The organism is Campylobacter coli LMG 9860 (genome assembly GCF_000254135.1).
GTDB classification, from domain to species: Bacteria; Campylobacterota; Campylobacteria; order Campylobacterales; family Campylobacteraceae; genus Campylobacter_D; species Campylobacter_D coli.
The window spans coordinates 19,282-42,910 of the sequence record NZ_AINS01000041.1 but is presented as its reverse complement, the minus strand read 5'-3'; the positions used below and the strand labels follow the sequence as shown (position 1 = coordinate 42,910).

The window sequence follows — 23,629 nt, the reverse complement described above, 5'->3', positions numbered from 1 at the left end:
ATTTGCTAAATATTTTTAAAAGTTTGACAAATTTATTATATAGAAAAAAAGGACAAATGATGCAATACAGTATAGAAATCAATGGTAATTTAGAAGTATTCGATATAGAAAAAGTAGCTAAACAAGCTGCAGGTGCTGTGCTTATGCGACAAGGAAAAAGTGTCGTTTTAGCCGCGGTTGCAAGAGAGGAAAAGCCTGTTGAAGAAGAATTTTTGCCTCTAACTGTTCAGTATATAGAAAAAGCCTATGCAGCAGGAAAAATCCCAGGCGGCTATGTTAAAAGAGAAACCAAACCAAGCGATGCAGAAACTTTAACCGCACGCATTATAGACAGAAGTTTGCGTCCGCTTTTTCCAAAAGGATATGCCTACCCGACACAAATTGTCGTAATGGTTCTTTCTGCTGATCCTCAAGTAGATCTTCAAGTTATGAGTCTAAATGCAGCAAGCGTAGCACTTTATCTTAGTGATATTCCTATGAAAGCTCCTGTTTGTGGAGTTCGCATAGGTCGCATAGAAGAAAAATTTGTCCTAAATCCAAACAATGAAGAACTTAAAAATAGCACTCTTGATCTTTATGTAGCAGGGGTTAAAGATGAGCTTTTAATGATAGAAATGCGTGCTTTACCTAATCAAAAAGAAGATGAAATCTTTATCGAAGCTCCTTATGCAGATGTTTTAACCCAAACAACTTCACAAAGCATGAATGAACTTAGCGAAGATGAAATTTTAGAAGCGCTAAGTCTAGCCCAAAAAGCTATATTAAATGGCTCTAATGCTTATGAAGAAGCTTTTTTGAAACATAAAAAATCAAGCGATTTAAATTTCAAAGATGAAATAGAAAATTTCGAACTTCTCGCCTTTATAGAAAATAATTTTCACGATCAAATCGTACAGGCTATCAATCAAATGGCAAAAAGTGAAAGAGCGAGTGAGTTAAATAAAATTGCTGAAAAAATATTAAATTTTGAAAGCGCGACAAAATGGGATGAAGAAAGTATTTTAAATGCCCTAGCAAAAGTCAAACATAAAATCGTTCGTAGCCAAATTTTAAATACAAAAAAAAGAGCAGATGGTAGAAATTTAAATGAAGTGCGTCCTATTGCCATAGAAACAAATATTTTACCTAATACACATGGCTCTTGCCTTTTTACACGCGGACAAACTCAAGCTTTGGTTGTGGCGACTTTAGGTAGTGAAAATGATGCGCAAATGGTTGATGTGTTAACCGAAAAAAATCCTATCAATGAACGCTTTATGGTTAATTATAATTTTCCAGGTTTTTCAGTAGGCGAGGCAAGCCCTATCAAAGCACCTGGAAGAAGAGAGTTAGGACATGGAAACTTAGCCAAAAGAGCCCTTTATCCAAGCATAGATGAAAATTATCCTTATGTTATCCGTTTGGTAAGTGAAATTTTAGAAAGCAATGGCTCTAGTTCTATGGCAACGGTTTGTGGAGGGTCTTTAGCCTTAAGAGCAGCGGGAGTACCTAGCTTAAAACTTGTAGCAGGAGTAGCTATGGGGCTTATTTTTGAAGGCGATCAATATGCTATTTTAACTGATATCATGGGTTTAGAAGATCATGATGGGGATATGGATTTTAAAGTAGCAGGTAGCAAAGACGGTATCACAGCCTTACAAATGGATATCAAATTGGGCGGTATTGATCAAAAAATACTCAAAGAAGCCTTGTATCAAGCTAAAGAAGGTAGAATTCATATCTTAAATATCATGGAAGAAGCACTTAAGGAAATTGTTGTTAATGAAGAGGTATTGCCAAAACTCGAGCTTTTCAATGTTGATCCTTCAAAAATAGTCGATATCATAGGTCAAGCTGGAAAAACTATCAAAGAAATTATTGAAAAATTTGGTGTTTCTATAGACTTAGATCGTGAAAAGGGTGAAGTAAAAATTGCGGGCAATGAAAACGAACAAATTAAAGCCGCAAAAGATTATATTATCAATATCACAAGTTCTCAAAAAAATAATAAAAAAGGCTTTAAAGAAAAAGATCTATCAAACTTTGAAATCGGCGAAGAATTTGAAGGAAAAGTCAAAAAAATCACGAATTTTGGAGCCTTTATAGAACTTAAAAATGGAATTGATGGCTTGCTTCATAATTCTAAAAGTAAAAATCTCAATTTAAGTGAAAATCAAATTTTAAAAGTAAAAGTAAGTGAGATTAAAAATGGCAAAATCTCTGTGGATTTATGCGAGTGAGTGAGTTTTTAACTCATCCTTTTAAACCCTTTTTTGATAAGGATTCTAAAATTTTAATTTTAGGATCTTTTCCCTCGGTAAAATCAAGAGAAGATGGATTTTACTACCAGCACCCAAGAAATCGTTTTTGGCCTATACTAGAAACACTTTTTGATACAAGATTAGAAAATATAACAAAACAACAAGCGTTTTTAAAAGAAAAAAATATCGCCATTTGGGATGTGCTTCAAAGCTGTAAGATTAAAAATTCAGATGATAAAACCATAAGTTACGCAAAGGCTAATGATTTAAATTTAATCCTTTCTCAAGCACAAATCCAAGCTATTTTTACCACAGGGAAAAGTGCTTATCGATTTTTTACTAAATTTCATCCTCATTTAAAAGCCATAGCCCTACCCTCAAGCTCTCCTGCAAATTTAAATTTTTCTTTTGAACAACTTTTGCAAAGCTATAAAATAATCAAAAATTTTATAAAATAATTTTTGATTACGTATGTAAAAAATACCCAAAAGCATATATAAAAATAAAATTATTTCACAAAAAAGTAATACATATAAAAACACACCTTCGCATATAAAAAACATAAATCCAAAAAAGGCAAATAAAAATAAAGCTAAAGTTCCTAAAAACAATTTAGAAAGATCTTTAGCACAAAAAATCATATAATTTATAAAAAAATCAAACATTTTAAGATTTATGACATCCTTTTAGCAAATTTTAATCAGCTTTTGTGATAGTGAGTCATTTTTTATTTATATAAATTTAAACTATAGATGAATTTATATTTTAATACTGATATTAAATTATAATCTTGTTTTTATAAATTTAATATTAATTATCAAAATAATTTTTATAAAAAATGAGCTTTTCTAATAAGCTTGTATTAATGTTTTCTATTTAAAATTATTAAAAAATATATAAAGGAGTTTTAAATGCCTTTTGTAAATATACGCATTACCAAAGAAAACGGTGAACCTACAAGCGAACAAAAACAAGAGCTTATCGCAGGAGTGACAGATTTACTCGCTAAAGTTTTAAACAAAAACAAAGCCTCAACCGTAGTAATCATTGATGAAATCGATACAGACAATTACGGCTTAGGTGGAAAAAGTATCACTCAAGTAAGAAAAGAAAAAAGCTAGTTTATATCTAGCTTTTGAGTATTGTCCTTAAATTCAAACTCTACCTTTTTTGCTCCAAAACCTTTGGCTATAGCTTCTAAAGTATCTCTAGCACTTTTGTGAATTTTACTTTCTAAATTTCTAATAAGATTTAATGACAATTCTTTAACCTCTTCTTTGGCTTCTCTTATAAGTTTATTTTTGTCATTTTCACTAAAGCTAAGTCCTGTGCTATTAATAGAATCAGGCAGTAAAAAAGGCAAAAATTTAGCATTTTTTTCATCATAAAATTTCATATCTATAATGCTGTGCTTGTATTTGCATTCAGGCATAATAATCTTATAATGATCATTATCTAAAACTATGATTTCAAAATTTTTATCTCTTAAATCATATAAAAATGTGATCTCAAATTCAAAAATCAAAGCAATCTGTCTTTCGCTTAAAGACCAACCCAAAATACTTTTCCAAATTCCGTTAAAAGCACTATCTTTTTTAGTAACAATTTCTTTACTAAAGACTTGAAAAACACTAAGCTCTCCTATGGATTTAAGTTGGGTAATATCATTGCTAATATGAATGTCCTTCTCTTCTATTTTAGAGCTATTTTTAAACTGCTTTATAATGACAAATACAAGCAAAATAACAATCAAACTAAGTAAAATGAGTTCCATAAAATCACCTTTCTAAAGAATTATAAACCTTGATTAGAAAAAATATAATTTCTTTCAAATATCAAAAAAAATATAGCATTTAAAATAAAAATACAGCAAATAAAAGCAAAAACAAGTTCTACACTAAAATGCGCTGTTATCAATCCTCCTCCAAAAGCACCGCAAAAATTTCCTAAAAACTGACAAGTTTGATTAAAGCCAAATACAAGGCTTAAATTTTTAGCACTAACACCTTTTTTAAGCAAAGCATTCACGCAAGGCAAAAGTCCTCCAAGACCTATTCCTATAAGCAATCTTACGAAAATAAGTGCATAAACATTGGTAGCCAAGGATTGTAAATAAAAACAAATTCCACAAAATATCAAAGCGCTAAAAATAACCTTACTAGGGCCGATTTTATCTGCTATTTTTCCAAGTTTTGGCGCAAAGAAAAGGTTGCTAATCCCACTTGCAGCTACAACTATACCTGCCCAAAGAGCCAAATTTTCACCTTGATAAATTTGTTCTACATAAAGACTTAAAATAGGCATAACCCCAAAAGTTCCAAACTGAGTGATAAAAGTTGTGATAAAAATAATAACAATAAGTTTTTTATTTTCTTTAAATTCTTGAGTATTTTTTTTTGCTTCTTTTTGAATTTTTCTCTCATGAATAAAAAGAAAAATTGTCACAAAAGAACAAGCAAGCAAAAAGGCTACCAAATCAAAAACTGCACTAATGCTAAAAATTCCTGCCGCAACTCCACCAAATAAAGGACCTAACAAACTCCCACTGATAGATGCAGTAGAAAGTGTCCCCAAAGCATAAGCTACTTTTTCTTTGGGTGCTATTACAGCGATAAAAACAACAGCTGCTGCGGTAAATCCTGATACAATACCCGTTAAACCTCGTATCAAAACCACTTCCATAGCATCATGAGCAAAACTAAGCCACAGCGTTAAAGCTGACATTCCTAAACTTGCTCGAAGTAGCATATTTTTATAGCCGTATTTTGCACCCAAATATGCCCACAAAGGTGAAAAAATAGCCATTCCAAGCGGTGTGATTCCAAAAGCTAATCCTGAGTAAAATGCGATTTCGCTAGTATCTGTATGTCCTAATTCTTTGATATATAAAGGCAAGATTGGAGCAATTTGACTAAGTCCCATACTTGTAGTAAAGACGCCAAACCAACATACCCATAAAGTCCTATTGAAATTTTCCATAAAATTATTGTATGATATTTTTTATAATTTTCAATTAAATTTCAAGGATGAAAATGAAAAAGATAGTTTTTGTATGTCTTGGAAATATTTGTCGTTCCCCCATGGCTGAATTTGTTATGAAAGATCTTGTTAAAAAAGCAAATTTAGAAAAAGAATTTTTTATAACCAGTGCTGGAACCTCAGGAGAACACGATGGAGAAAATATGCACTATGGCACTCAAAATAAACTTAAAAGCTTAAATATAAAATATCAAAATTTTACAAGCAAAAAACTCACTCAAGCACTTTGTGATGAAAGTGATTTTTTAATCACCATGGATAATTCTAATTTTAAGAATGTTCAAAAAAATTATAAAAATACTCAAAATAAACTTTTAAAAATCACTGATTTTGCTTCTCATTTAGGATATGATGAAGTCCCTGATCCATGGTATAGTGGGAATTTTGATGAAACCTATCAAATCATTTCTTTAGCGTGTAAAAATCTTTTAAGCCATCTACAAAAATAAATCATTTATCTTTACAATATTTAAATATATATCTTTCTAACATAGAGGAATTTCCAGAAATTCCTCCTTGGTGGATATAAAGCAAGGGATTTTTCCATTCTCTTTTTAAGGCTATGCTCAATCCTAGCATGTCATAAAGCAAGTCAAATTCTATTTGACATTCTTGTTTTAAATCTTTATAAAGCTGATAAAATTCTAGATAAAGTTTAGCAAAATGATATTTTTTATCACTTTTTAGAATTTCTAAATTCGAAAAATCATAATTTTTAATAAGATTTAAAATTTGAGTTTTAAGGTAGCACTCATCTCCAACACAAGCACAAGTAAAAACTTTAAATTTGGAATTTTTAGCTAAAAATGCAGCCGAAGTTCCTGTGCCAGAGGGTAGAAAAATATCAAAATCTAAACCTAAATTTTTACTTTGACTTTCTATTTCCTTGGCTAGTTGAATATAACCTGATTCGGCATTTAAATTAGCAACTCCTTGCTCTATAAAAACATCATCTTTTTCACACAAAGAAAGTGCAAATGTTTTTAAGTCTTTATCGCTATGATTTTCAATAAAATAAACATTATTTTCCAAGGCTAATTTATAATTACCGCAAGGATTATTTCTTAGATAAGTAGGAATCTTTTCGCAAGCATAAATAAGAGTTAAATTTCTTTTACTTGCAAATATGCTAAGTGCTACTAAAGCATTACTTTGAATGCCACCATAACTTATAAAGCGTTGGCTCTGATTATAATTTTGAGAAAGGTAAAAAGCAAGTTTTCTAGCTTTATTTCCATTGATCTCTCCTAGCAAATCATCACGCTTGATATAAAATTCAAATCCTTGAAATTGAATTTTTTCTATAGGAGAAATTAGCATTTAAAATTCTTAGTGAAACTCAAAAAACTTTTCAACATCTTTTAAAGCATTATCATTTTTAATACTGAATTTAATCTCTATGCGGCGGCTTTTATCTTTATCCTCTACTCCATTTACAAAAACAGGATCAGAAAACGATCTGCCACTTGCCATCAAAAGTTTTTGCAATCTTATATCCTTATAAAAAGTATAGATAAAATTCATCACTTCATAAGCACGCTTTTGGGATAAATCAAGATTATAAATATAAGATCCATCACTATCCGTATGCCCTTCAATGATAATATTTTCAATATTAGACAAAATCTTTGGATCATTGATAATAGCATTAAAATACTCACTTAAAATTTTTCTCAAACTCGCCTTAGCTTCATTTTTAAGCGTATAAGAATCCTTATCAAACAATACCTCAGAAGGTAAAGAAATAGAACCTGTTTTTTGATCTATGGTGATATTGCTATCGAGTTTAGCTTGTAGCTCTTTACTTAGATTCTCGCGAATCAAACTTAAATTTTGAACCTTTTCTTTTGCTTTATCAAAGCTTTCTTGCAAATTTCTAATTTCTTCATCTTTCTTTTCTAGCTGACCTAGCAAAATCAAAATTTGCTTATCTTTATTATCTATAGATGAATTAAGCTCTTTGCTTAATTGCTCATAATTAGTGATATTTGCTTCAAGTTCTGCTTTTTGAGAATTTATAAGATTTAAAGCACTTGAAGCATTATTTAAATCAGAGCTTAATTTAAAAACAATAGCTTCTTTATTTCTAAGCTCTTCCTTACTTTCTTCTAAGCGTGCTTCTTGTTTGTTAAGATTATCTTTAATTTCTCTTAGATCGCTTTGAGTTAAAACGTATTTAACCACAATAACACCTATTAACAGGATAAAAACAAAAAGTAGCCCTGCCATCAAGTCAGCATAGGCTATCCAAAAATTACCTTCTTCTTGCTCATTTTTCATTTATCTTCTTTTTCTTCTTTATTAAAATTTTTATTAGAATCTAAAGTGTCGCTATCATTTTGATTTTCTTTGGTTTGCTCTGTATTTTCAGTTATCTTTTCGCTTGAAAGAATTTCATTTTCTATATTATCTTGCTCTTCTTGAGCAGGATTAGGAATTTTACCTATTTTAGCCATCACTTCATTTGTTTCTTCATTTAAATTCTTAATTTCTTGCTTTAATTTATCCATCATTTTGATTTTCGCATCGATACTTTTTTCTTCTTCATAAACTTCTTTAAATTTATGCATACCCTCAAAAAGACTTGCTTTAAAACCTTCAAAAACTTTTTCTTGACTTTCTAAAATGGCTTTTTCATATAATTCAAAATTTTTACCAAAACGATCTACTTTTTCATCAAAAGCAAGCAAGGTTTTATCAAAATGCTGAATTTTTTCACTACTGATATCAAGAAGGCGGTTATATTGTTCAGACATTCGCATATTGATTTCTTTTAAATTTTGATTAAGCATTCCTATACCATTTAGCATTTCGCCATACATTTTTCCAAGATCTCTTTGATCTCTTTGTGCTCTACTTAACTCACCCATAGTTTGCTTAATATGCTCCCCACTCAATCTTATAGCTTTTTCTTCTACATTGAGCATATCTTGAAAAATTCCAAATTTTCTATCTATAGTATGATCAAGCTCTGCAAAAAAATCTTGATTGCTTACTTGTTTAAAAATGGCACTGATTTTTTCAAAATGTTGCAAGCTTTCACTCAAATATCTTTGATCAAGCTCTTCTTTTGTCCAAAAAAATCCACTTGTAGAATTTTTTTGACGATTTAACAAACGCTCGATCTTACTCTTTCCAAATTTTTCAAAAAACATCCACCAAAGAGCTAGAAAAATACCATAAATTGAAACATAAAAAGCAGTTCCTACACCACTTAGCAAAAGAGCGATCTCTTGCTCTAAGGCTGCTGTATCGCTAGAGCTAAAATTAGGCATAGACAAGGCTATACTGATAAAAGTTCCTAAAATTCCCATCATAGGAAAAATAGCTGCACCAATACTAGCAAAGTTTTCATTCCTTGCACCCCTAACATAAGCATAAGCAAAATCATCAAAATTTGCATTAGATTTTGTATCCTTACCTATAGTAAGAAAATGCTTCATAATATGTCTTTTTAAGGCTTGTTTAAATTCATCTTTTTGTTGTTCAAAAATGCTGTATGCGTATTCAGAACTATGCCTTGCAAACACAAGGGCTGTGAAAAAAATAAAGCCTATCATAACAACAGTGTGCAATTCGACTTTAAAATTTATAATATCATAATAACCCAATAAAATAAAAACATAAAGTAAAGCGGGTATAAAAATAATTTTTAAATAAACCAAATATCCTTTTTTCTCTTTACTTTCTGGCAGAATGAGTTCTGAAATTTCATCCGATCTTATATCCATAACACTAATACCCCATTAGCTAAATTCTATTTTAAAGATTGTTATCAAGCAATTTAAAAAATCTTTAAAATAAAATTTGGAAGATTTAAGCCAAAGGCTTAATTTCTTCCTATACAATTTAAATCTTCAAAAGCAAGTTCTAAACGCTTTATCATACTTTCCTCACCGCTTCTTAGCCAAACACGCGGATCGTAGTATTTTTTATTAGGCTTATCTTCACCTTCTGGATTGCCAATTTGGCCTTGCAAATATTCACGGTTTTTTGCTTCATATTCGCGAACTCCGTCCCAAAATGCCCATTGAGTATCTGTATCGATATTCATTTTTACTACACCATAACTCACCGCATCTTTGATATCTTTTAATTCGCTTCCACTTCCACCATGGAAAACAAAATTGATCGGCTTATCAGCTTCTAGGCCAAATTTTTCTTTTACAAATTTTTGTGAATTTTTAAGAATTTCAGGTTGTAAACTTACATTTCCTGGTTTATAAACTCCATGTACATTTCCAAAGCTGGCTGCTATTGAAAATTTATCGCTGATTTTCCCAAGTCTTTCATATGCAAGTGCTACATCTTCAGGCTGGGTATAAAGCTTAGAATTATCAATACCTGTATTATCCACTCCATCTTCTTCTCCCCCAGTGCAACCAAGTTCAAGTTCGAGTGAAATTCCCAAAGAATCAAGTTTTTTAAGATATGTTTCGCAAGTGCTTAGATTATCTTCTAAATCCTCTTCGCTAAGGTCAAGCATATGAGAGCTAAATAAAGCCTGTCCGTGAGTTTTTTTGTACTCAGCATTTGCTTCTATAAGTCCATCTATCCAAGGTAAAAGCTTTCTAGCAGCGTGATCTGTATGTAAAATCACTGGGATACCATAAGCCTTAGCAAGCAAATGCACATGCTTAGCCCCGCTAATCGCTCCTAATACATCACCTTGTGGACAATTTTTTCCTGCATAAAATTTCGCTCCTCCATTAGAAAATTGGATGATAACAGGAGAATTTACTTTTTTAGCAGCTTCTAAAACAGCATTGATCGAATCAGTTCCCACTACATTAACGGCAGGGATAGCAAAACCCTGTGCTTTAGCGTATTCATAAACTTTATTAAGCTCATCTCCGCTAACAACCCCTGCTTTTACGATGTCTAACAAGCCCATTATTTGTATTCCACTTTAGCATTGTTTAACAAATCTTGACCTTTTTGATTGATCACTTTTTTAAATTCTTCAAATTTCAAACCATTTTCAATGCCTTTTTTAACATCATCAAATTTGATTTGTTCTTTTGCACGAGAATTTTCTTTTAAGATTACATGATAGCCAAAATTTGTTTTTACAGGAGTGGTTGTAATGGTGCCATTTTTAAGTGCAAATGCTGCGTCAGTGAATGGTTTTACCATTGTTGATTGATCAAACCAACCTAATTCTCCACCTTGATTTTTTGAACCTGGATCGATTGATTTTTCTTGAGCAAGCTGGCTGAATTTATCATCTAAAGCTTTACCTTTTAAACCTTTGAGTTCTTTAATGATATCTTTAGCTTCTTGTTCGCTAGATACTAAAATGTGCTTAGCTTGAACTGCAGCAGGTTTGATATATTTTTCTTTATTTTGTTCGTAAAATGCTTTAACTTTAGAAGAATCAACTTTAATAGAATTAAGAATTTTTTCTTGATAAACATTAACAAGTATGCTATCTTTTGCGCGTTCTAATTCTTTTTTATAAAGAGGATCTTTTTCTAAATTTTGTTTTTTAGCATCTTGTAGTATCAAATCTTGCATGATGTATTGTTGCAAAAGAGCCTTTTTTTGATGATCAGGCAAGCTTTTAAAATCCTCTCCTCTAAGCATCGGTGCAAAAAATTCACTCACTTCAGTATCGCTTATATTTTTACCATTTACAGTAGCTATAGTAGCTGCATTTAAATTTAAAGTTACACCTGCAATTAAAGCTGCGGCAATTAAAGAAACTTTTCTCATTTTAGACTTCCTTTTTTAATAAAATAGATTAAAATCAATTATATCTCAACTTGGTTTAAAGCTAATTAATTAAAATAAAAAAATGAAAAGAAATTCAGAAATCAAAGAACTTTTTTTAAAACATTTTGATAAGCCTACTACAGAATTAAAGTTTTCAAATCTCTATGAACTTTTAGTCTGTGTGATGCTTTCTGCACAATGCACCGATAAAAGGGTTAATCTTATCACCCCTGAGCTTTTTAAAGCTTATCCTGATATCACAAGTCTTGCAAATGCAAATTTATCAAGCCTTAAAACCTATATACAAAGTTGTTCTTTTTATAATAACAAAGCCCAAAATCTCATCAAAATGGCTCAATCAGTCCGTGAAAATTTCAACGCCGAAATTCCACTGGATGAAGAAAAATTAAAATCCTTAGCAGGAGTAGGACAAAAAACAGCCCATGTGGTTTTGATCGAATGGTGTGGTGCAAACTGCATGGCAGTAGATACTCATGTTTTTCGTGTTTCTCATCGCTTAGGACTTAGCAAGGCTAAGACTCCTGAAGCGACTGAAGAGGATTTAACACGCATATTTAAAGACAATCTTAACTATCTTCATCAAGCCATGGTGCTTTTTGGACGCTATACCTGCAAGGCTAAAAAACCTCTATGTAAAGAATGTTTTTTAAACCATCTTTGCAAAAGTAAAGACAAGGAACTTGAATGAAACTTATCATCTTTTTATTAGCATTTACACTTCATGTTTTTGCTTTAGAAGCTTATAAGCCCGATAAAGATTTTGCGCCTTATTTTAATCCTTTAAATTGCTCTGTTGTTTTGGATAAATTTTTTTATACCAATTGTTATGATTATAAACTCAAAGGCACTAAAGCCGTAGCCTATAAAGTCGAAGCGTCCAATCTAAAAGAAAAACAGATCAAAAAACGAGCTCGCTTTGAAGATGACACAAATATCCCTAAAAAATACCGCAGTACTTGGAGTGATTATAAAAATAGTGGTTATACCCGAGGACATATAGCCTCAAATGCTTCTTTTCGCTTTAGTAAAGCAGCACAAACATCGGTTTTTTTGATGAGTAATATCACTCCACAAAATGCACAAGTTAATGCAACGGTTTGGAATGAAATCGAACAAAGAGAAAGAAGTCTTGCTTTTAAATTCCAAAGCGTTGAAGTGCTAAATCTAATACTTTATGGTAAAAATCCTAAATTTATTAAAAATGGCATTGCTATACCGAGTTCTTATGTTAAGATTATCAAAACTTCTCGGTTTGAAGAATGTTATGAAGTACCCAATAACAATATCCAGAGCGAAGAAATCAATGATTATAAAATTTCTTGCAATAAATTCTAAAGGCTATGAATGGAAATCAGTGCTTTAACCATAACCATACTTTACATTATAGGAATTTCAGCAGAGGGTATGACAGGTGCCTTGGCTGCAGGCAGACATAAAATGGATCTTTTTGGAGTAATTTTCATAGCCTTAGTAACTGCCATAGGAGGTGGAAGCATACGCGATGTGCTTTTAGGTCATTATCCACTTACTTGGGTTAAACATCCTGAATATATTGTTTTAATTTGCCTTTGTGCTCTTGTTGCCACTAAAATTCCACGCATTGTTAGCAGATTAGAAAGTTTATTTTTAACGCTTGATGCCATAGGACTTGTAGTCTTTAGCATACTTGGCGCACAAATTGCAATAGAACAAAACCATGGCTTTATCATCGCAATCTCTGCAGCAGTGATTACAGGTGTTTTTGGTGGAATTTTAAGAGATATTTTATGCATGAGAATTCCTTTAGTTTTCCAAAAAGAAATTTATGCAGGAATCGCAATCATAGCAGGGGCGATTTATTATACTTTAATGGTTTATCTTCAACTGCATGCTTTAATTTGCACGCTTGTAACGCTATTTGTAGGAGTTACAGCTAGGCTTTTAGCGATCAAATACCAATGGTCCTTACCCATTTTTTCTTATAATGAGGAAAAATAATGAATTGTATTTATAAAAATTTGCTAAGATAAAAAGAAGCGTGATAAAAGTTTAATTATGCTTTTTAAGGAAAATACTATGAATAAAGCAATACTACTTACCCTTATTTGTTTATTTTTTACAGCTTGTGAACAAACCAAAAGTGTAGAATACTACAAAGCTCATCCCGAAGAAGCCAAAAAAAGAAGTGATGAATGTCGTTTGAAATCTATCATCAGTCAAGATTGTGTAAATGCTCATAGCGTTGCTATCCCAAAAGAAGATTGGGATGAAGGCCATGATACACAAACAAGATAATTTTTATTTAAAGGCTATAAAGGTTTCAAAATTAACCCACTTAAAAACACTTTCTATTTTTTCAAATCCTGCATTCTTAAGCATATCTAAATTTTCTTTTTCACTATAAGGGATAAGAACATTTTCCAAAGCCTCCCTTTTGGCTGCAATTTCGATTTTAGAATAACCTTGTCTTTCTTTATAATCTGCATAAAGTTCTATCATATTTTTAGACAAAAAAGCATCTTCATAAAGAATTTTTTCACTCATGATAAAAATACCACCTTTGTTTAAATTCTTATAAATTTCATTAACAAGTTCTTGTCTTTTAGGCGGACGGATGAATTGCAAAGTATAATTAGCTACAAATACATCACTTTGAAAAAAAACAAAATCACACAAATTCGCTTCAAAAAATTCTATATTTAAGCCATAAGCTTGTGCTTTTGATTTGGCGATTTCAAGCATAGAAGGTGCATTATCCGCACCAAAAAGCTTAAGATCTTTTCTTAAGCTGGCTAAAAAAATTAAAAAATTCGCACTAGAACAACCCAAATCACAAACCTTTGCTCCCTCTTTAGTCAATTTTTTTATCAAATTTGCACAAAGTTCTAAATTTTCCCTATAAAAAGGCACAGAGCGATTAATCATATCATCAAAAACACTTGCGACACTCTTATCAAATTCAAATTGTTTGGTTAGCTTTTCTTTAAAAAGTTCATCTTTCATTTTTTATCCTAAACACTCTTTAGCTTGATTTATATCTTTTGAAATTTGTTCTTTAAGTTGGGCAAGGTCGTTAAATTTTTGATTTTCTCTTAGAAATTCTACAAATTCAAGCTCCAAAACTTCTCCTATAGCTAAGCTTTCATCAAATTTTTCTATAATATGACTTTCTATGGCAAATTGCATATCACTAGAGCGCACACCCACAAAACTTACACTCTTATAGCGCTTATCATGAAAACTCACGATGCTAGCATAAACGCCATTTTTAGGTAAAAAATATTCCTCGCATTCTAAATTTAAAGTTGCAAAAAGCTCTTTTGAGCCAAGCCCTTGACCCTTTATGAGCTTGCCTTTGATTGCATAATTTCGCCCCAAAAAAGAATTTGCCTTTTTGATATCACCTTGCGTCAAATACTCTTTAATCAAGCTTGCATGAACACCTACTCCATCTAGCTTAAATTCATCTATGATCGTTGTTTTAATCCCACTAAGGGCTTCTATATCTTTTGCCTTATAACTTCTATTTTTTCCAAAAGAAAAATCAAAACCTACAACTATACGCTCCAAATTTACAAATTCTTCTTTTAAAGCTTGTAAAAAATCCTTACCATCTAAAGCTTTGATGTTTTCAAAATCAAGCTCTATAATCTCTTTTTGAGCTAGGAATGCTTTGTCTTGATTGGTACAAAGTTTTTTACCCTTAAATTTATCGATAATCACAAGGGCTCCAGAATCATCTAAACATTCTATAAGTTTTCTATGTCCTAAATGAACTCCATCAAAACATCCTATGGCTAAAGTTTTAATATTATTTTTTAGTGTAGTAGTAAAAATATTCAATATTACCCTCTTTTCCTTTGATTTTAGACTCTTCACAACATTGCAAGATCCAACCTAAACGCGCGCAAGCATTTTCAAATTCTCTCATAGCTTTAAACACGGCTTTTTCATCTTTTAAAACACCCTTTTTATCTCTTTTTGCTTGCTTGCCAACTTCAAATTGAGGCTTAAAAAGCAAAACTATATCCTTTAAAGCTAAATTATCGATATACGAGAGCAAATAAGCTAAAGAAATAAAACTAACATCACAAGTGATGAAATCAAATTTTTGCTCGCTTTTAAAAGTTCTTAAATCTGTATTTTCAATAATTTCAATCCTTTTATCATCGCGTAAACTAGGATGGAGTTGATTATCACCCACATCTAAAGCACTTACTTTTAAAGCCTTGTGTTCTAATAAAATTTGCACAAAACCACCCGTACTTGAACCTATATCAAGGCAGGTTTTATTTGCTATATTGATATTATGATTTTCTAAAAAATATTTGAGCTTAAAAGCCGCGCGAGAAACATAAAGCTCGCCTAAAAGCTCTAAATTTAATTCTTTAGAATTTAAAAGCTCTTCTTGATCTGCTATCTTATTTTTAAGCAAATTTTGCACATCAAAAGAAGCTTTATAAGGCTTGGAATTAAGTAAAATTTCTTCATTTTCTATCAATTCCAAAGCTTTATTTCTGCTAAGATTTAAACGCTTTGCTACAAAAATATCATATCTCATTGAAGACTTTCATTTAAGGCTTTTTGCAATTCTTCTTTCTCTTTGGAAAACCACCAAATTCCTATCTCAAAGGCATTTTTATCCAAAAGTTCTTGCACTTGTTTTAAATTTTTAACTAGTCTATCTTTATCATTTTGAAGCATACTTAAATTTTGCTCTTTTAAAAAAGAAAGATTATTCATCATCAAAACAAGCTCTTTTTGATAAGCTTTTGGATTTTGGTTTTTATCCTCTATGATAAAAAATGAAGCTAGAGTTATAAAAAATGAAAAGACAAAAACATAAGTTTTCTTTTTTGCCTTAAAAGCAAAATTATAAAGATAGGCCACAAAGGAGCAAAAAATAAAAAAATTAATAAAATCAAAAATAAAATTTAAAACCCTAAACCAAAAAAGCCCCAAAGAATATAAAAAATACTCTTTTAAAGCATTTATAAGTGTTAAAATTTGAGAAATTAAATCAAAAACAAAAAACTTTGAGTTTTTATAATGAATAATACTTTGATTAAAATCTTCAAGATTAAAACTTTGTATAGGATTTACCACCCCATTAAAAATCGCATATAACAAAGCTAAAATCAAGCTTGATAAAATGATTATTCTAAAATCATTATAAGCATTATCTAAAAACTGCAACTGAAGTTTTTGCTTGAAAAAAAATAAAAATAAAGGCAAGAGTACAAACAAAAAAAATCCATCTTGTTTTTCAAAACTGATCAAATTTAAAAACAAAGAAGCAAGTGCAAACAAGGCCATAAAAAAACTCAAGCTATAGATATAAAAATCTCCCGCACTCACACGATAAATCAAACTATCTTTAATCATCGTTGCTTCTTTTATGATATTTTTTCTAAGCCTTAAAAAATAAAAAAATTCCAAAAAAAATGCTAAAAAAATAGGGATTAAAAAAAGCGAAACCCAAGCAAATTTTTGCCAAAAAAATAAAAATGCAAAAATACTCAATAAAACAAATAGCTGAATATTATTTTTCAATAAGCTCATTGAATTCATTCTCATCAATACATTTTACACCCAGCTCTTGAGCCTTGTCGAGTTTAGAACCTGCTTCTTGACCAAAAAGCACATAATCAGTCTTTTTAGAAACCGATCCACTAACCTTACCTCCAAGACTTTCTATTAGATTTTTAAACTCATCTCTAGGGCGTGAAAGCGCGCCTGTGATCACGAAAGTCTTGCCAAAAATAACACTATCTTCTTGAATTTGCACCTTTTGCTCTTTTAAATTTAAAAGCTTATAAAACTCATCAATTCTTGCACTATTTACACGAGAAAACTCACACAAAGAAAGAGCCATTTGCTCACCAAAACCTTCTAAATTTGCATAAGCTTCCAAACTTTGTTTATGCCATTCTTTACCAAAACTTAAAGCTAGCTTTTTAGCAGCCACTTCTCCAATATGCTCGATCCCCAAGGCGGTAATAAAACGAAAAAGCTCACAATCCCTTGCTTGCTCAATGGCATTTAAAATATTATTGATCTTTTTTTCTTTAAAACCTTCCAAGCCTTCAAAATCACTAAATTTAAGATGAAAAATACTCTCAAGTGTGTTTATTTTTTTCTCTTTAAACAAAAGCTCGACTATATTTTCTCCAAGCCCGTCGATATTTAAACATTTTTTAGAAACAAAATGAATGATAGAATTTACAAGTCTATCCTCACAATCAATATTTTGACATTTGATCAAAGTTCCCTCATCCAAAAGTTCGCTTTTGCAAGTAGGGCAAAACCGAGGTCTAGCTATATCAAGCTCTAAGCCATCCCTACGCTCTTTAAAAACTTTAGTGATTTTTGGTATCACATCACCACTTCTTATCACGCTTACAAAATCATTGATCTTTGCATCAAGTCTTGCAATTTCATCAAAATTATGAAGTGTGGCAGATTTTACGATAACCCCATCTAAATTTACAGGCTCTAAAACCGCCACAGGAGTGATAACCCCGCTTCTTCCAACCTGCAAATTTACCCCTATTAAACGCGTGGTTTTTTCCAAGGCTGGAAATTTAAAAGCTGCCATAAATTTTGGAAATTTCACAGTATGACCTAGCTCTTTGCAAAGCGCAAGATCATCTACTCTTACTACCATTCCATCCATCATCATAGGCTTTTGATCTCTTAGGCTTAAAAGCTCGTTATAAGCTTTTAAAACCTCATCTAAATTTGCACAAAGCTTTACAAAATCATCTTTTAAAAAGCCAAGCTCTCTTATAAAACTCATAATCTCGCTGTGTTTACTAAATTCAAGTGAGTTTTGCCCCACTCCCCAAGGATAGAATTTCAAATTCCTTTCTCTTGTGATGCTTGTATCAAGTTGTCTTAAACTCCCACTTGCAGCATTGCGTGGATTTGCAAACAAGCTTTGGTTTAAACGGGCTCTTTTTTCGTTGATTTTTTCAAAATCATCTTTTAAAATTACCACTTCGCCGCGAATTTCTATCTTTTCTTTATAATTTATAGTTTTTGGGATATTGTCGATTTCAAGCACATTAAGCGTGATGTCCTCACCTATTTCCCCATCTCCTCTTGTCGCACCGCTTATTAATTTACCCTGATCGTAAAGTAAATTTAAACTTGCTCCATCAAATTTAGGCTCTATAAAAAAATTCTCTTCGCATCTTGCACGCTTTGCCCACACTCTAAGCTCACTCTCATCAAAAACATCTTCCATCGACCACATACGACTTAGATGAGAAAGTTTTTTAAATTCACTTTGTATAGTAGGGGCTATTTTTTGCGTAGGAGAATCAGGAGAAATTTCATTTTCATTTTGCTCTTCAAAAGCTCTTAATTCTCTAATCAAAGCATCGTATTCTGCATCACTTGCTAAAGGCTCATCCTTTTCATAATATGCCCTCATCCAAGAAGCAGCCAAGGCAACTTTTTCTAAATACTCTTTTTTTGTCATTTAAACTCCTATGCTTTGCATCGCATTTGCCATTGCAAAAAGCTGTTTATGTTCGTATAAATCATGCACCCTTATAATGCTCGCGCCATTTTCAAAAGCCTTTAAATGCAAATACAAAGTCCCCGCTAAGCGATCTTTAACTTCACTTTCATAATACGCATTGATCACACTTTTGCGACTTGCTCCTACAAGCAAGGGCTTTTTAAATTGCAAAAAATGTTCTAAATGCTTGATTAAAATCATATTGTGTTCTGCACTTTTGCCAAAGCCAATTCCCACATCTAAAATGCTTTCTTTCACTCCTAAAGTATCTAAAATTTCAAGTTTTTCTTTAAAAAAACTACTCATTTCATCAAGCAAATCATCATATCTTGGATCATCTTGCATGGTTAAAGGATCATTTTGCATATGCATAAGGCAGTATTTTGCATTGTATTTGCTTGCAAGTTTAGCTAAATTCAGATTTCTTAAGCTACTGATATCATTGATAAATTTAAAGCCTTTGTTTAAAGCGTATTCTAAGCAATATTCATCAAAACTATCCAAACTAAAAATGGTTTTTTCATAATAATTTTTATCATAAATTAAATCCAACACATTTTTAAGTCTTCTAAACTCTTCTTCCTTGCCACAATACACGCTTTTTGGCCTAGAGCTTACCGCTCCTATATCAATATACTCGGGATTTAAGGCCAAAATTTCATTTAATCTTTCTTCAAAATCTTTATAACTCACCCTAGAATCAGCATTAAAACTATCTTCATTGACATTTATAACCGCCATAAGCTCTGCTTGCTTTGGTTTTGAAAAACCATTTTCTAAAAACCTAGCTAAATTTTTAAGCCCAAAATCTTGAAGTTTTTCTTTGTTTATAAGTTTTTGAATTTGTTCTTTTGTGGCCATTAAAAGTGTATTAGAATGTGTAATTTTAGCTGTAATAACTTCCTTGTGTGTTATAAGCTCAGCTCCCACTCTTAAGGCATCTTGTTTTAAAATATTTGCCGCAGGAGTAGTTATATCTTTAATCAAAATAAAATGAATTTGAGTTTTTTCACTCATAATTTTTTGCCCCATTTTATGAGGATTTATAAAAGAGCAAAGTAAGTTAAAATCAGTGTTTGGATTGATTTTAAAAAATTTCATTTTTCATTCTTTGTATAATAATTTAATAAAAGCGTAGCTAGTATCAAAGAGCTTTTGGAATTTAATTTTGCAAGCTCATAGCTTTCATAAAAAAATTCAAGCTCATCGGCATTAAAATCTTTAAATTTAACACTTTCTTCTGCAATCAGTGCGATTTTTTCCATTAATTCTACTTTATCTAAATTTTCATTTTCTTGTAAAAACTCAAACAAAGTCTTTAAATCCATTTTATTAAGTTCTAAATTTAAAGTATTTTTAGCCTTTATTTTGTTGCGTTTTTCACAAATAAGACGCGATTTTATAGTGGGCAAAAGTAAATTTTTAGAAGGAACTACGATGAGAAATTTGATATTTTTTGGTGGCTCTTCAAGAAGCTTGAGTAAAAAATTTTGAGCTTCTATCCTAAAAGAATTCGCCATTAAAACAATGATTTTTTCACTTGTTTCTGCGATATAACTTTCCTTTTCAACTGCCTTAGCATCATCGATTAAAAACTCACTTGCAACTTCTTTAGGTATAAAACGCAAAGAATTAGGATGAAATTGTTTTAAAAGTTCAGCTCTAATACCGTCAAAATCATCAGTGATGATAATTTTACTTACAAACACTAAAGACTCACTTTGGAAAATAAAATCGCATCCAAACTCGTATCAAAAAGTTTATAAAGAGTGATAAGCTTGACATCCAAATCTTTATCTTTGGAATTCAAATAAAAACTATCTTGCAATTGCTCATCAAAAAGCCATAAAAGACTATCGTCGCGTGATTTAGCGATTAATGATTTCTTATCGCTTGCACTTCCTATATAAAAATAAATAAAGCCATTAGGAAACGAAATATCAAGTAAATCATTAAGCAAGGCTATATCTTCGATATTTTGTATCTTTTTTTTACATAAAGATTTTAAAGACACAAAAGGAAGCATGGGGCGAGTAGTTTTGGAATTTATATTTGCTAAAAAGTATTCTTCATACCAAGCCCTTTGTTCATCACACATTAAAACAAAGGTTCGCCCCTCTAAAAGGTATCTTAATCTTGCGGCCATTAAAGGAGCCCATTCTAAACGACGGGACTCCATCCAAGCCATAAATGTTCCGCCATTGCGGATATTTTCAAGTGTAAAACTTAAAAAATCGCTCATTTATTTATCAAGTCCATAGCACTCATGCAAGGCTCTTACCGCAAGCTCGCCATATTTTTCATGTACAATCATTGAAATTTTAATCTCGCTTGTAGAAATCATACCTATATTAATACCCTCATCCGCCAAAGCTTTAAAGGCTTTACTTGCTACACCCGAATGTGATTTCATACCCACGCCCACTATAGAAACCTTAACCACAGCACTATCACTTTCTATAGTTGTCTTAGAACCTAAAATTTTCTGCATAGCATTTTTTGCCAAATCAAGCTCGTTTTGAGGCACGGTAAATCCTAAATTTGTAGCTCCATCTACCCCAACATTTTGTATGATCATATCTACATTGATATTTTCATCCGCTAAAACAGAAAAAATTTCAGCTGCAATCCCTGGTTTATCTTCTATATTTCTTAAAGTTACTCTTGCTTGATTTCTATCTAAAGCAATACCGCTAACTAAAGCTTGTTCCATTCCATCTTCTTTTGTTATCATTGTACCCTCATTATCATTAAAACTACTTCTAGTAACTAATTTTACATTTAATTTTTTTGCAAGTTCAACCGAGCGATTTTGTAAAACCTTAGCCCCCAAACTAGCAAGTTCAAGCATTTCTTCATAAGAAATTTTATCAAGTTTTTTTGCCTTTGGTTCAATCCTTGGATCTGTAGTATAAACTCCATCCACATCGGTATAAATTTCACATAAATCCGCCTTAAGAGCTCCTGCAACAGCAACCGCACTCAAATCACTTCCGCCACGCCCTAAAGTTGTAACATCACCCTCTTTATCAACTCCTTGAAAGCCTGCTACAACAACTATCTTTCCTTCATTTAAAGCCTTGGTGATTGCTTGAGTGTCGATATAAGAAATTCTAGCCTTTGTAGAAACGCTATCTGTAATAATTCCTGCCTTTCTTCCTGAAAAAGCAAGAGAAGGATATCCCCTTTCATTTAGTGCAATAGACAATAAAGCACTCGTTACGCGCTCACCACTACTTAAAAGCATATCCATATCTTTGCCATTAGGATTTTTGCTAAAATATTCTGCTTGCTCTATTAAAGTATTTGTAACTCCGCTCATCGCTGAAACTACAACCACAAGTTGATGTCCCTCTTTTGCACTTTTTATGACACGCTCTGCTACTGCATCAATGCGTTCTAAAGTGCCGACACTTGTTCCGCCATATTTTTGAACTATAAGCATTAAATATAACCTTTCTCTTCAAAATATTTAATAACTTTAACATAAATATTTCTTTTGAAATGATTTATGATTTCAAACACTTGTTTTACTCCGACAAATTGATAAGCATCAAATTCAGGATGTTTTGTATTAATATTAATTTTAGCGCCATGTTTTAATCGTACTAAAAAATATTTTTGGCTTTGTCCATCATAAGGATACATTTTTTTAGCAACCTTTTCTGGAAAGTCATAACTCAACCATTTAGGGTGCTCAGCTATGATTTCCACTTCGTCTGTGCCAATCTCTTCTTTAAGCTCTCTTAATACAGCACTTTTAGGGTCTTCTCCCTCATCGATACCACCTTGTGGAAACTGCCAAATATTATCCATATCGCTTCTTTTAGCTATAAAAAGCTTACACTCAAAAGGATAAGCGCTTGATAAAACAATAGCAGCGACATTGGGTCTATATTTTTTTTCTTTTTCCACTTTTTTCCTTCAATTTTAAGCTTATAATTTTAACCTAAATGAAATCAAAATTTCATTAAAATAAGAAAATAACATTATAAATTTTAAGGTTTTTATGCATTTATATATTCATATCCCTTTTTGCGAAAGCAAATGCCATTATTGTGCTTTTACGAGTCTAAAAAAACATGATTATGAAAATAGGTATTTTGAGGCTTTATATGAAGATATTTCTTTTCACTTGCAAAAATTAAATATCAAAAAAAACAGCATTAAAACCCTCTTTATAGGAGGAGGCACCCCAAGTGCTGTTAGTGCAAAAAATTTTGAAATGATCTTAACACTTTTAGAACCTTTTTTAAGTAAAAATATAGAATTTTCAAGCGAGGCCAATCCCAATTCAGCCGATATAGAATGGCTTAAAACAATGAAAAATTTAGGGCTTAATCGTATCTCTTTTGGAGCGCAAAGCTTTCATCCTAAAAAGCTGGAATTTTTAGGAAGAATTCACGATCAAAAAATGATTTTTAAAGCATTAGAAAATGTGAACAAATTGGGATTTAAAAAGATTAATTTAGACTTGATTTATGATACAAAATTAGACGATAAAAAAATGCTTGAATTTGAACTTGAACAATTAAAACAAATTAAAAATTTAATCACTCATCTAAGTGCTTATAATCTTACCATAGAACCACTGAGTGCTTTTGCAAAAAAGGAACATTTTAAAAAAAACGCACCCTATTTAATGAAATTTTTCATCCAAGAACTTCAAAATCTTGGATTTTTACAATACGAAATCAGCAATTTTGCTAAAAATAATGCCCAAATTTGCAAACATAATTTAGCCTACTGGAAGGGTTTGGATTATCTAGGTTGTGGTTTGAGTGCGGTAAGTTGCTATAAAAATGAGCGTTTTTATACGGCTAAAAATTTAAAATCCTATCTTCAAAACCCTATATTTAGAGATGTTGAAAAACTAAATCAAGAAGATTTGAATTTAGAACATTTATTTTTAGGACTAAGAAGTATAGTGGGTATTAAAGAATGCAAATTAAGTAAAATTCAAAAAGAAAAGGCTAATTTGCTTGTAAGAGAAAAAAAGCTCAAATTTGAAAAAGGGCGTTATTATAATCTTAATTTTTTAATTAGCGATGAGCTTGCCTTATATCTCTCATCTTAAATTCAACTTTTTTAAGTAAAATGTTCCTTT

26 protein-coding genes are annotated in these 23,629 nt (G+C 31.3%); 9 read left to right on the top strand and 17 right to left on the bottom strand.

All coding sequences use genetic code 11. From position 1 onward, the window contains the following. Positions 1-59 precede the first annotated feature (59 nt). The 3 genes from CCO88_RS06445 to CCO88_RS06430 all read left to right on the top strand — a co-directional run bounded on the left by CCO88_RS06445 (position 60) and on the right by CCO88_RS06430 (position 3,361). Positions 60-2,219: a polyribonucleotide nucleotidyltransferase gene (locus CCO88_RS06445; RefSeq protein WP_002780184.1), complete on the top strand. Its 2,160-nt coding sequence runs from the start codon at positions 60-62 to the stop codon at positions 2,217-2,219. After that, positions 2,216-2,698, top strand: coding sequence for a DNA-deoxyinosine glycosylase (locus CCO88_RS06440; protein WP_002780181.1), 483 nt, complete (start codon positions 2,216-2,218; stop codon positions 2,696-2,698). The genes CCO88_RS06445 and CCO88_RS06440 overlap by 4 nt, the downstream gene beginning before the upstream one ends. A gap of 453 nt (positions 2,699-3,151) precedes the next feature. Next, positions 3,152-3,361, top strand: a complete 210-nt coding sequence (locus tag CCO88_RS06430) for a 2-hydroxymuconate tautomerase family protein (RefSeq protein WP_002777534.1) — start codon at positions 3,152-3,154, stop codon at positions 3,359-3,361. Here CCO88_RS06430 and CCO88_RS06425 read toward each other — a convergent pair. Further along, on the bottom strand, positions 3,358-4,014 hold the full coding sequence (locus CCO88_RS06425; RefSeq protein ID WP_002777536.1) for a DUF4230 domain-containing protein: 657 nt from the start codon (positions 4,012-4,014) through the stop codon (positions 3,358-3,360). The genes CCO88_RS06430 and CCO88_RS06425 overlap by 4 nt on opposite strands. Positions 4,015-4,034: 20 nt before the next feature. Beyond that, on the bottom strand, positions 4,035-5,219 hold the full coding sequence (locus CCO88_RS06420; RefSeq protein WP_025443297.1) for an MFS transporter: 1,185 nt from the start codon (positions 5,217-5,219) through the stop codon (positions 4,035-4,037). Positions 5,220-5,272: 53 nt separating this feature from the next. Here CCO88_RS06420 and CCO88_RS06415 point away from each other — a divergent pair, with 53 nt between their 5' ends. Then, positions 5,273-5,728, top strand: a complete 456-nt coding sequence (locus tag CCO88_RS06415; protein ID WP_002777540.1) for a low molecular weight protein-tyrosine-phosphatase — start codon at positions 5,273-5,275, stop codon at positions 5,726-5,728. Between the two features lies 1 nt (position 5,729). On the opposite strand, the gene CCO88_RS06410 is transcribed toward CCO88_RS06415, so the two are convergent. The 5 genes from CCO88_RS06410 to CCO88_RS06390 form a co-directional block, all read right to left on the bottom strand. After that, positions 5,730-6,599, bottom strand: coding sequence for a 1-aminocyclopropane-1-carboxylate deaminase/D-cysteine desulfhydrase (locus CCO88_RS06410; RefSeq protein WP_002780176.1), 870 nt, complete (start codon positions 6,597-6,599; stop codon positions 5,730-5,732). A gap of 9 nt (positions 6,600-6,608) precedes the next feature. Beyond that, positions 6,609-7,559, bottom strand: a complete 951-nt coding sequence (locus tag CCO88_RS06405; RefSeq protein WP_002780174.1) for an OmpA family protein — start codon at positions 7,557-7,559, stop codon at positions 6,609-6,611. Then, positions 7,556-9,010 (bottom strand): MotA/TolQ/ExbB proton channel family protein, encoded by a 1,455-nt coding sequence (locus tag CCO88_RS06400; RefSeq protein ID WP_002780172.1) that lies wholly within the window; start codon positions 9,008-9,010, stop codon positions 7,556-7,558. The genes CCO88_RS06405 and CCO88_RS06400 overlap by 4 nt, the downstream gene beginning before the upstream one ends. 98 nt (positions 9,011-9,108) lie before the next feature. Further along, positions 9,109-10,173, bottom strand: coding sequence for a class II fructose-bisphosphate aldolase (gene fbaA, locus CCO88_RS06395; protein ID WP_002793415.1), 1,065 nt, complete (start codon positions 10,171-10,173; stop codon positions 9,109-9,111). Then, complete coding sequence (locus tag CCO88_RS06390; RefSeq protein ID WP_002777551.1) at positions 10,173-10,994, bottom strand: peptidylprolyl isomerase; 822 nt, start codon at positions 10,992-10,994, stop codon at positions 10,173-10,175. The genes fbaA and CCO88_RS06390 overlap by 1 nt, the downstream gene beginning before the upstream one ends. Before the next feature lie 82 nt (positions 10,995-11,076). Between CCO88_RS06390 and nth the strand changes: the two genes are divergently transcribed. The 4 genes from nth (at position 11,077) to CCO88_RS06370 (ending at position 13,289) form a co-directional block, all read left to right on the top strand. Then, a complete protein-coding gene (gene nth / locus CCO88_RS06385; protein ID WP_002777553.1) occupies positions 11,077-11,703 on the top strand; it encodes an endonuclease III in 627 nt (208 codons plus the stop codon). After that, positions 11,700-12,350: a DNA/RNA non-specific endonuclease gene (locus tag CCO88_RS06380; protein WP_002780169.1), complete on the top strand. Its 651-nt coding sequence runs from the start codon at positions 11,700-11,702 to the stop codon at positions 12,348-12,350. The genes nth and CCO88_RS06380 overlap by 4 nt, the downstream gene beginning before the upstream one ends. 9 nt (positions 12,351-12,359) lie before the next feature. Then, positions 12,360-12,992 (top strand): trimeric intracellular cation channel family protein, encoded by a 633-nt coding sequence (locus tag CCO88_RS06375; protein WP_002780167.1) that lies wholly within the window; start codon positions 12,360-12,362, stop codon positions 12,990-12,992. A 78-nt stretch (positions 12,993-13,070) separates the two neighbouring features. Next, positions 13,071-13,289, top strand: coding sequence for an EexN family lipoprotein (locus CCO88_RS06370; protein ID WP_002780165.1), 219 nt, complete (start codon positions 13,071-13,073; stop codon positions 13,287-13,289). A 3-nt stretch (positions 13,290-13,292) separates the two neighbouring features. Here the strand turns inward: CCO88_RS06370 and cmoA are convergent, their stop codons facing one another. From cmoA to CCO88_RS06320, 10 genes are read right to left on the bottom strand one after another with little or no spacing between them, the layout of a single operon-like run. Beyond that, a complete protein-coding gene (cmoA, locus tag CCO88_RS06365) occupies positions 13,293-13,997 on the bottom strand; it encodes a carboxy-S-adenosyl-L-methionine synthase CmoA (RefSeq protein WP_002780163.1) in 705 nt (234 codons plus the stop codon). 3 nt (positions 13,998-14,000) lie between these two features. After that, positions 14,001-14,837, bottom strand: a complete 837-nt coding sequence (locus tag CCO88_RS06360) for a bifunctional riboflavin kinase/FAD synthetase (protein ID WP_002819016.1) — start codon at positions 14,835-14,837, stop codon at positions 14,001-14,003. Beyond that, positions 14,806-15,555 carry a 23S rRNA (cytidine-2'-O)-methyltransferase TlyA gene (gene tlyA, locus CCO88_RS06355; protein ID WP_002777566.1) on the bottom strand — a complete coding sequence of 250 codons (750 nt, stop codon included), beginning with the start codon at positions 15,553-15,555 and terminating at the stop codon, positions 14,806-14,808. The genes CCO88_RS06360 and tlyA overlap by 32 nt, the downstream gene beginning before the upstream one ends. After that, complete coding sequence (locus tag CCO88_RS06350) at positions 15,552-16,556, bottom strand: hypothetical protein (protein WP_002780159.1); 1,005 nt, start codon at positions 16,554-16,556, stop codon at positions 15,552-15,554. Before CCO88_RS06350 ends, tlyA begins: the two co-directional genes overlap by 4 nt. Then, on the bottom strand, positions 16,537-18,480 hold the full coding sequence (gene ligA / locus CCO88_RS06345; protein ID WP_002807137.1) for an NAD-dependent DNA ligase LigA: 1,944 nt from the start codon (positions 18,478-18,480) through the stop codon (positions 16,537-16,539). Before ligA ends, CCO88_RS06350 begins: the two co-directional genes overlap by 20 nt. Beyond that, entirely contained in the window at positions 18,481-19,623 is a 1,143-nt protein-coding gene (gene folP / locus CCO88_RS06340) for a dihydropteroate synthase (RefSeq protein ID WP_002786114.1), read from the bottom strand. It lies immediately after the preceding gene. After that, entirely contained in the window at positions 19,620-20,231 is a 612-nt protein-coding gene (locus tag CCO88_RS06335; protein ID WP_002786112.1) for a DNA polymerase III subunit delta', read from the bottom strand. The genes folP and CCO88_RS06335 overlap by 4 nt, the downstream gene beginning before the upstream one ends. Next, the gene (locus CCO88_RS06330) at positions 20,231-20,764 is read right to left on the bottom strand and encodes a HobA family DNA replication regulator (protein WP_002777585.1); all 534 of its coding nucleotides are present in this window, start codon (positions 20,762-20,764) and stop codon (positions 20,231-20,233) included. The genes CCO88_RS06335 and CCO88_RS06330 overlap by 1 nt, the downstream gene beginning before the upstream one ends. Then, positions 20,765-21,967 carry an aspartate kinase gene (locus tag CCO88_RS06325; protein ID WP_002777587.1) on the bottom strand — a complete coding sequence of 401 codons (1,203 nt, stop codon included), beginning with the start codon at positions 21,965-21,967 and terminating at the stop codon, positions 20,765-20,767. Next, on the bottom strand, positions 21,967-22,437 hold the full coding sequence (locus tag CCO88_RS06320) for an RNA pyrophosphohydrolase (RefSeq protein WP_002789857.1): 471 nt from the start codon (positions 22,435-22,437) through the stop codon (positions 21,967-21,969). The genes CCO88_RS06325 and CCO88_RS06320 overlap by 1 nt, the downstream gene beginning before the upstream one ends. A gap of 94 nt (positions 22,438-22,531) precedes the next feature. On the opposite strand from CCO88_RS06320, the gene hemW reads away from it, so the two are divergent. Further along, entirely contained in the window at positions 22,532-23,599 is a 1,068-nt protein-coding gene (gene hemW / locus CCO88_RS06315; RefSeq protein ID WP_002786109.1) for a radical SAM family heme chaperone HemW, read from the top strand. Positions 23,600-23,629: the final 30 nt, after the last annotated feature.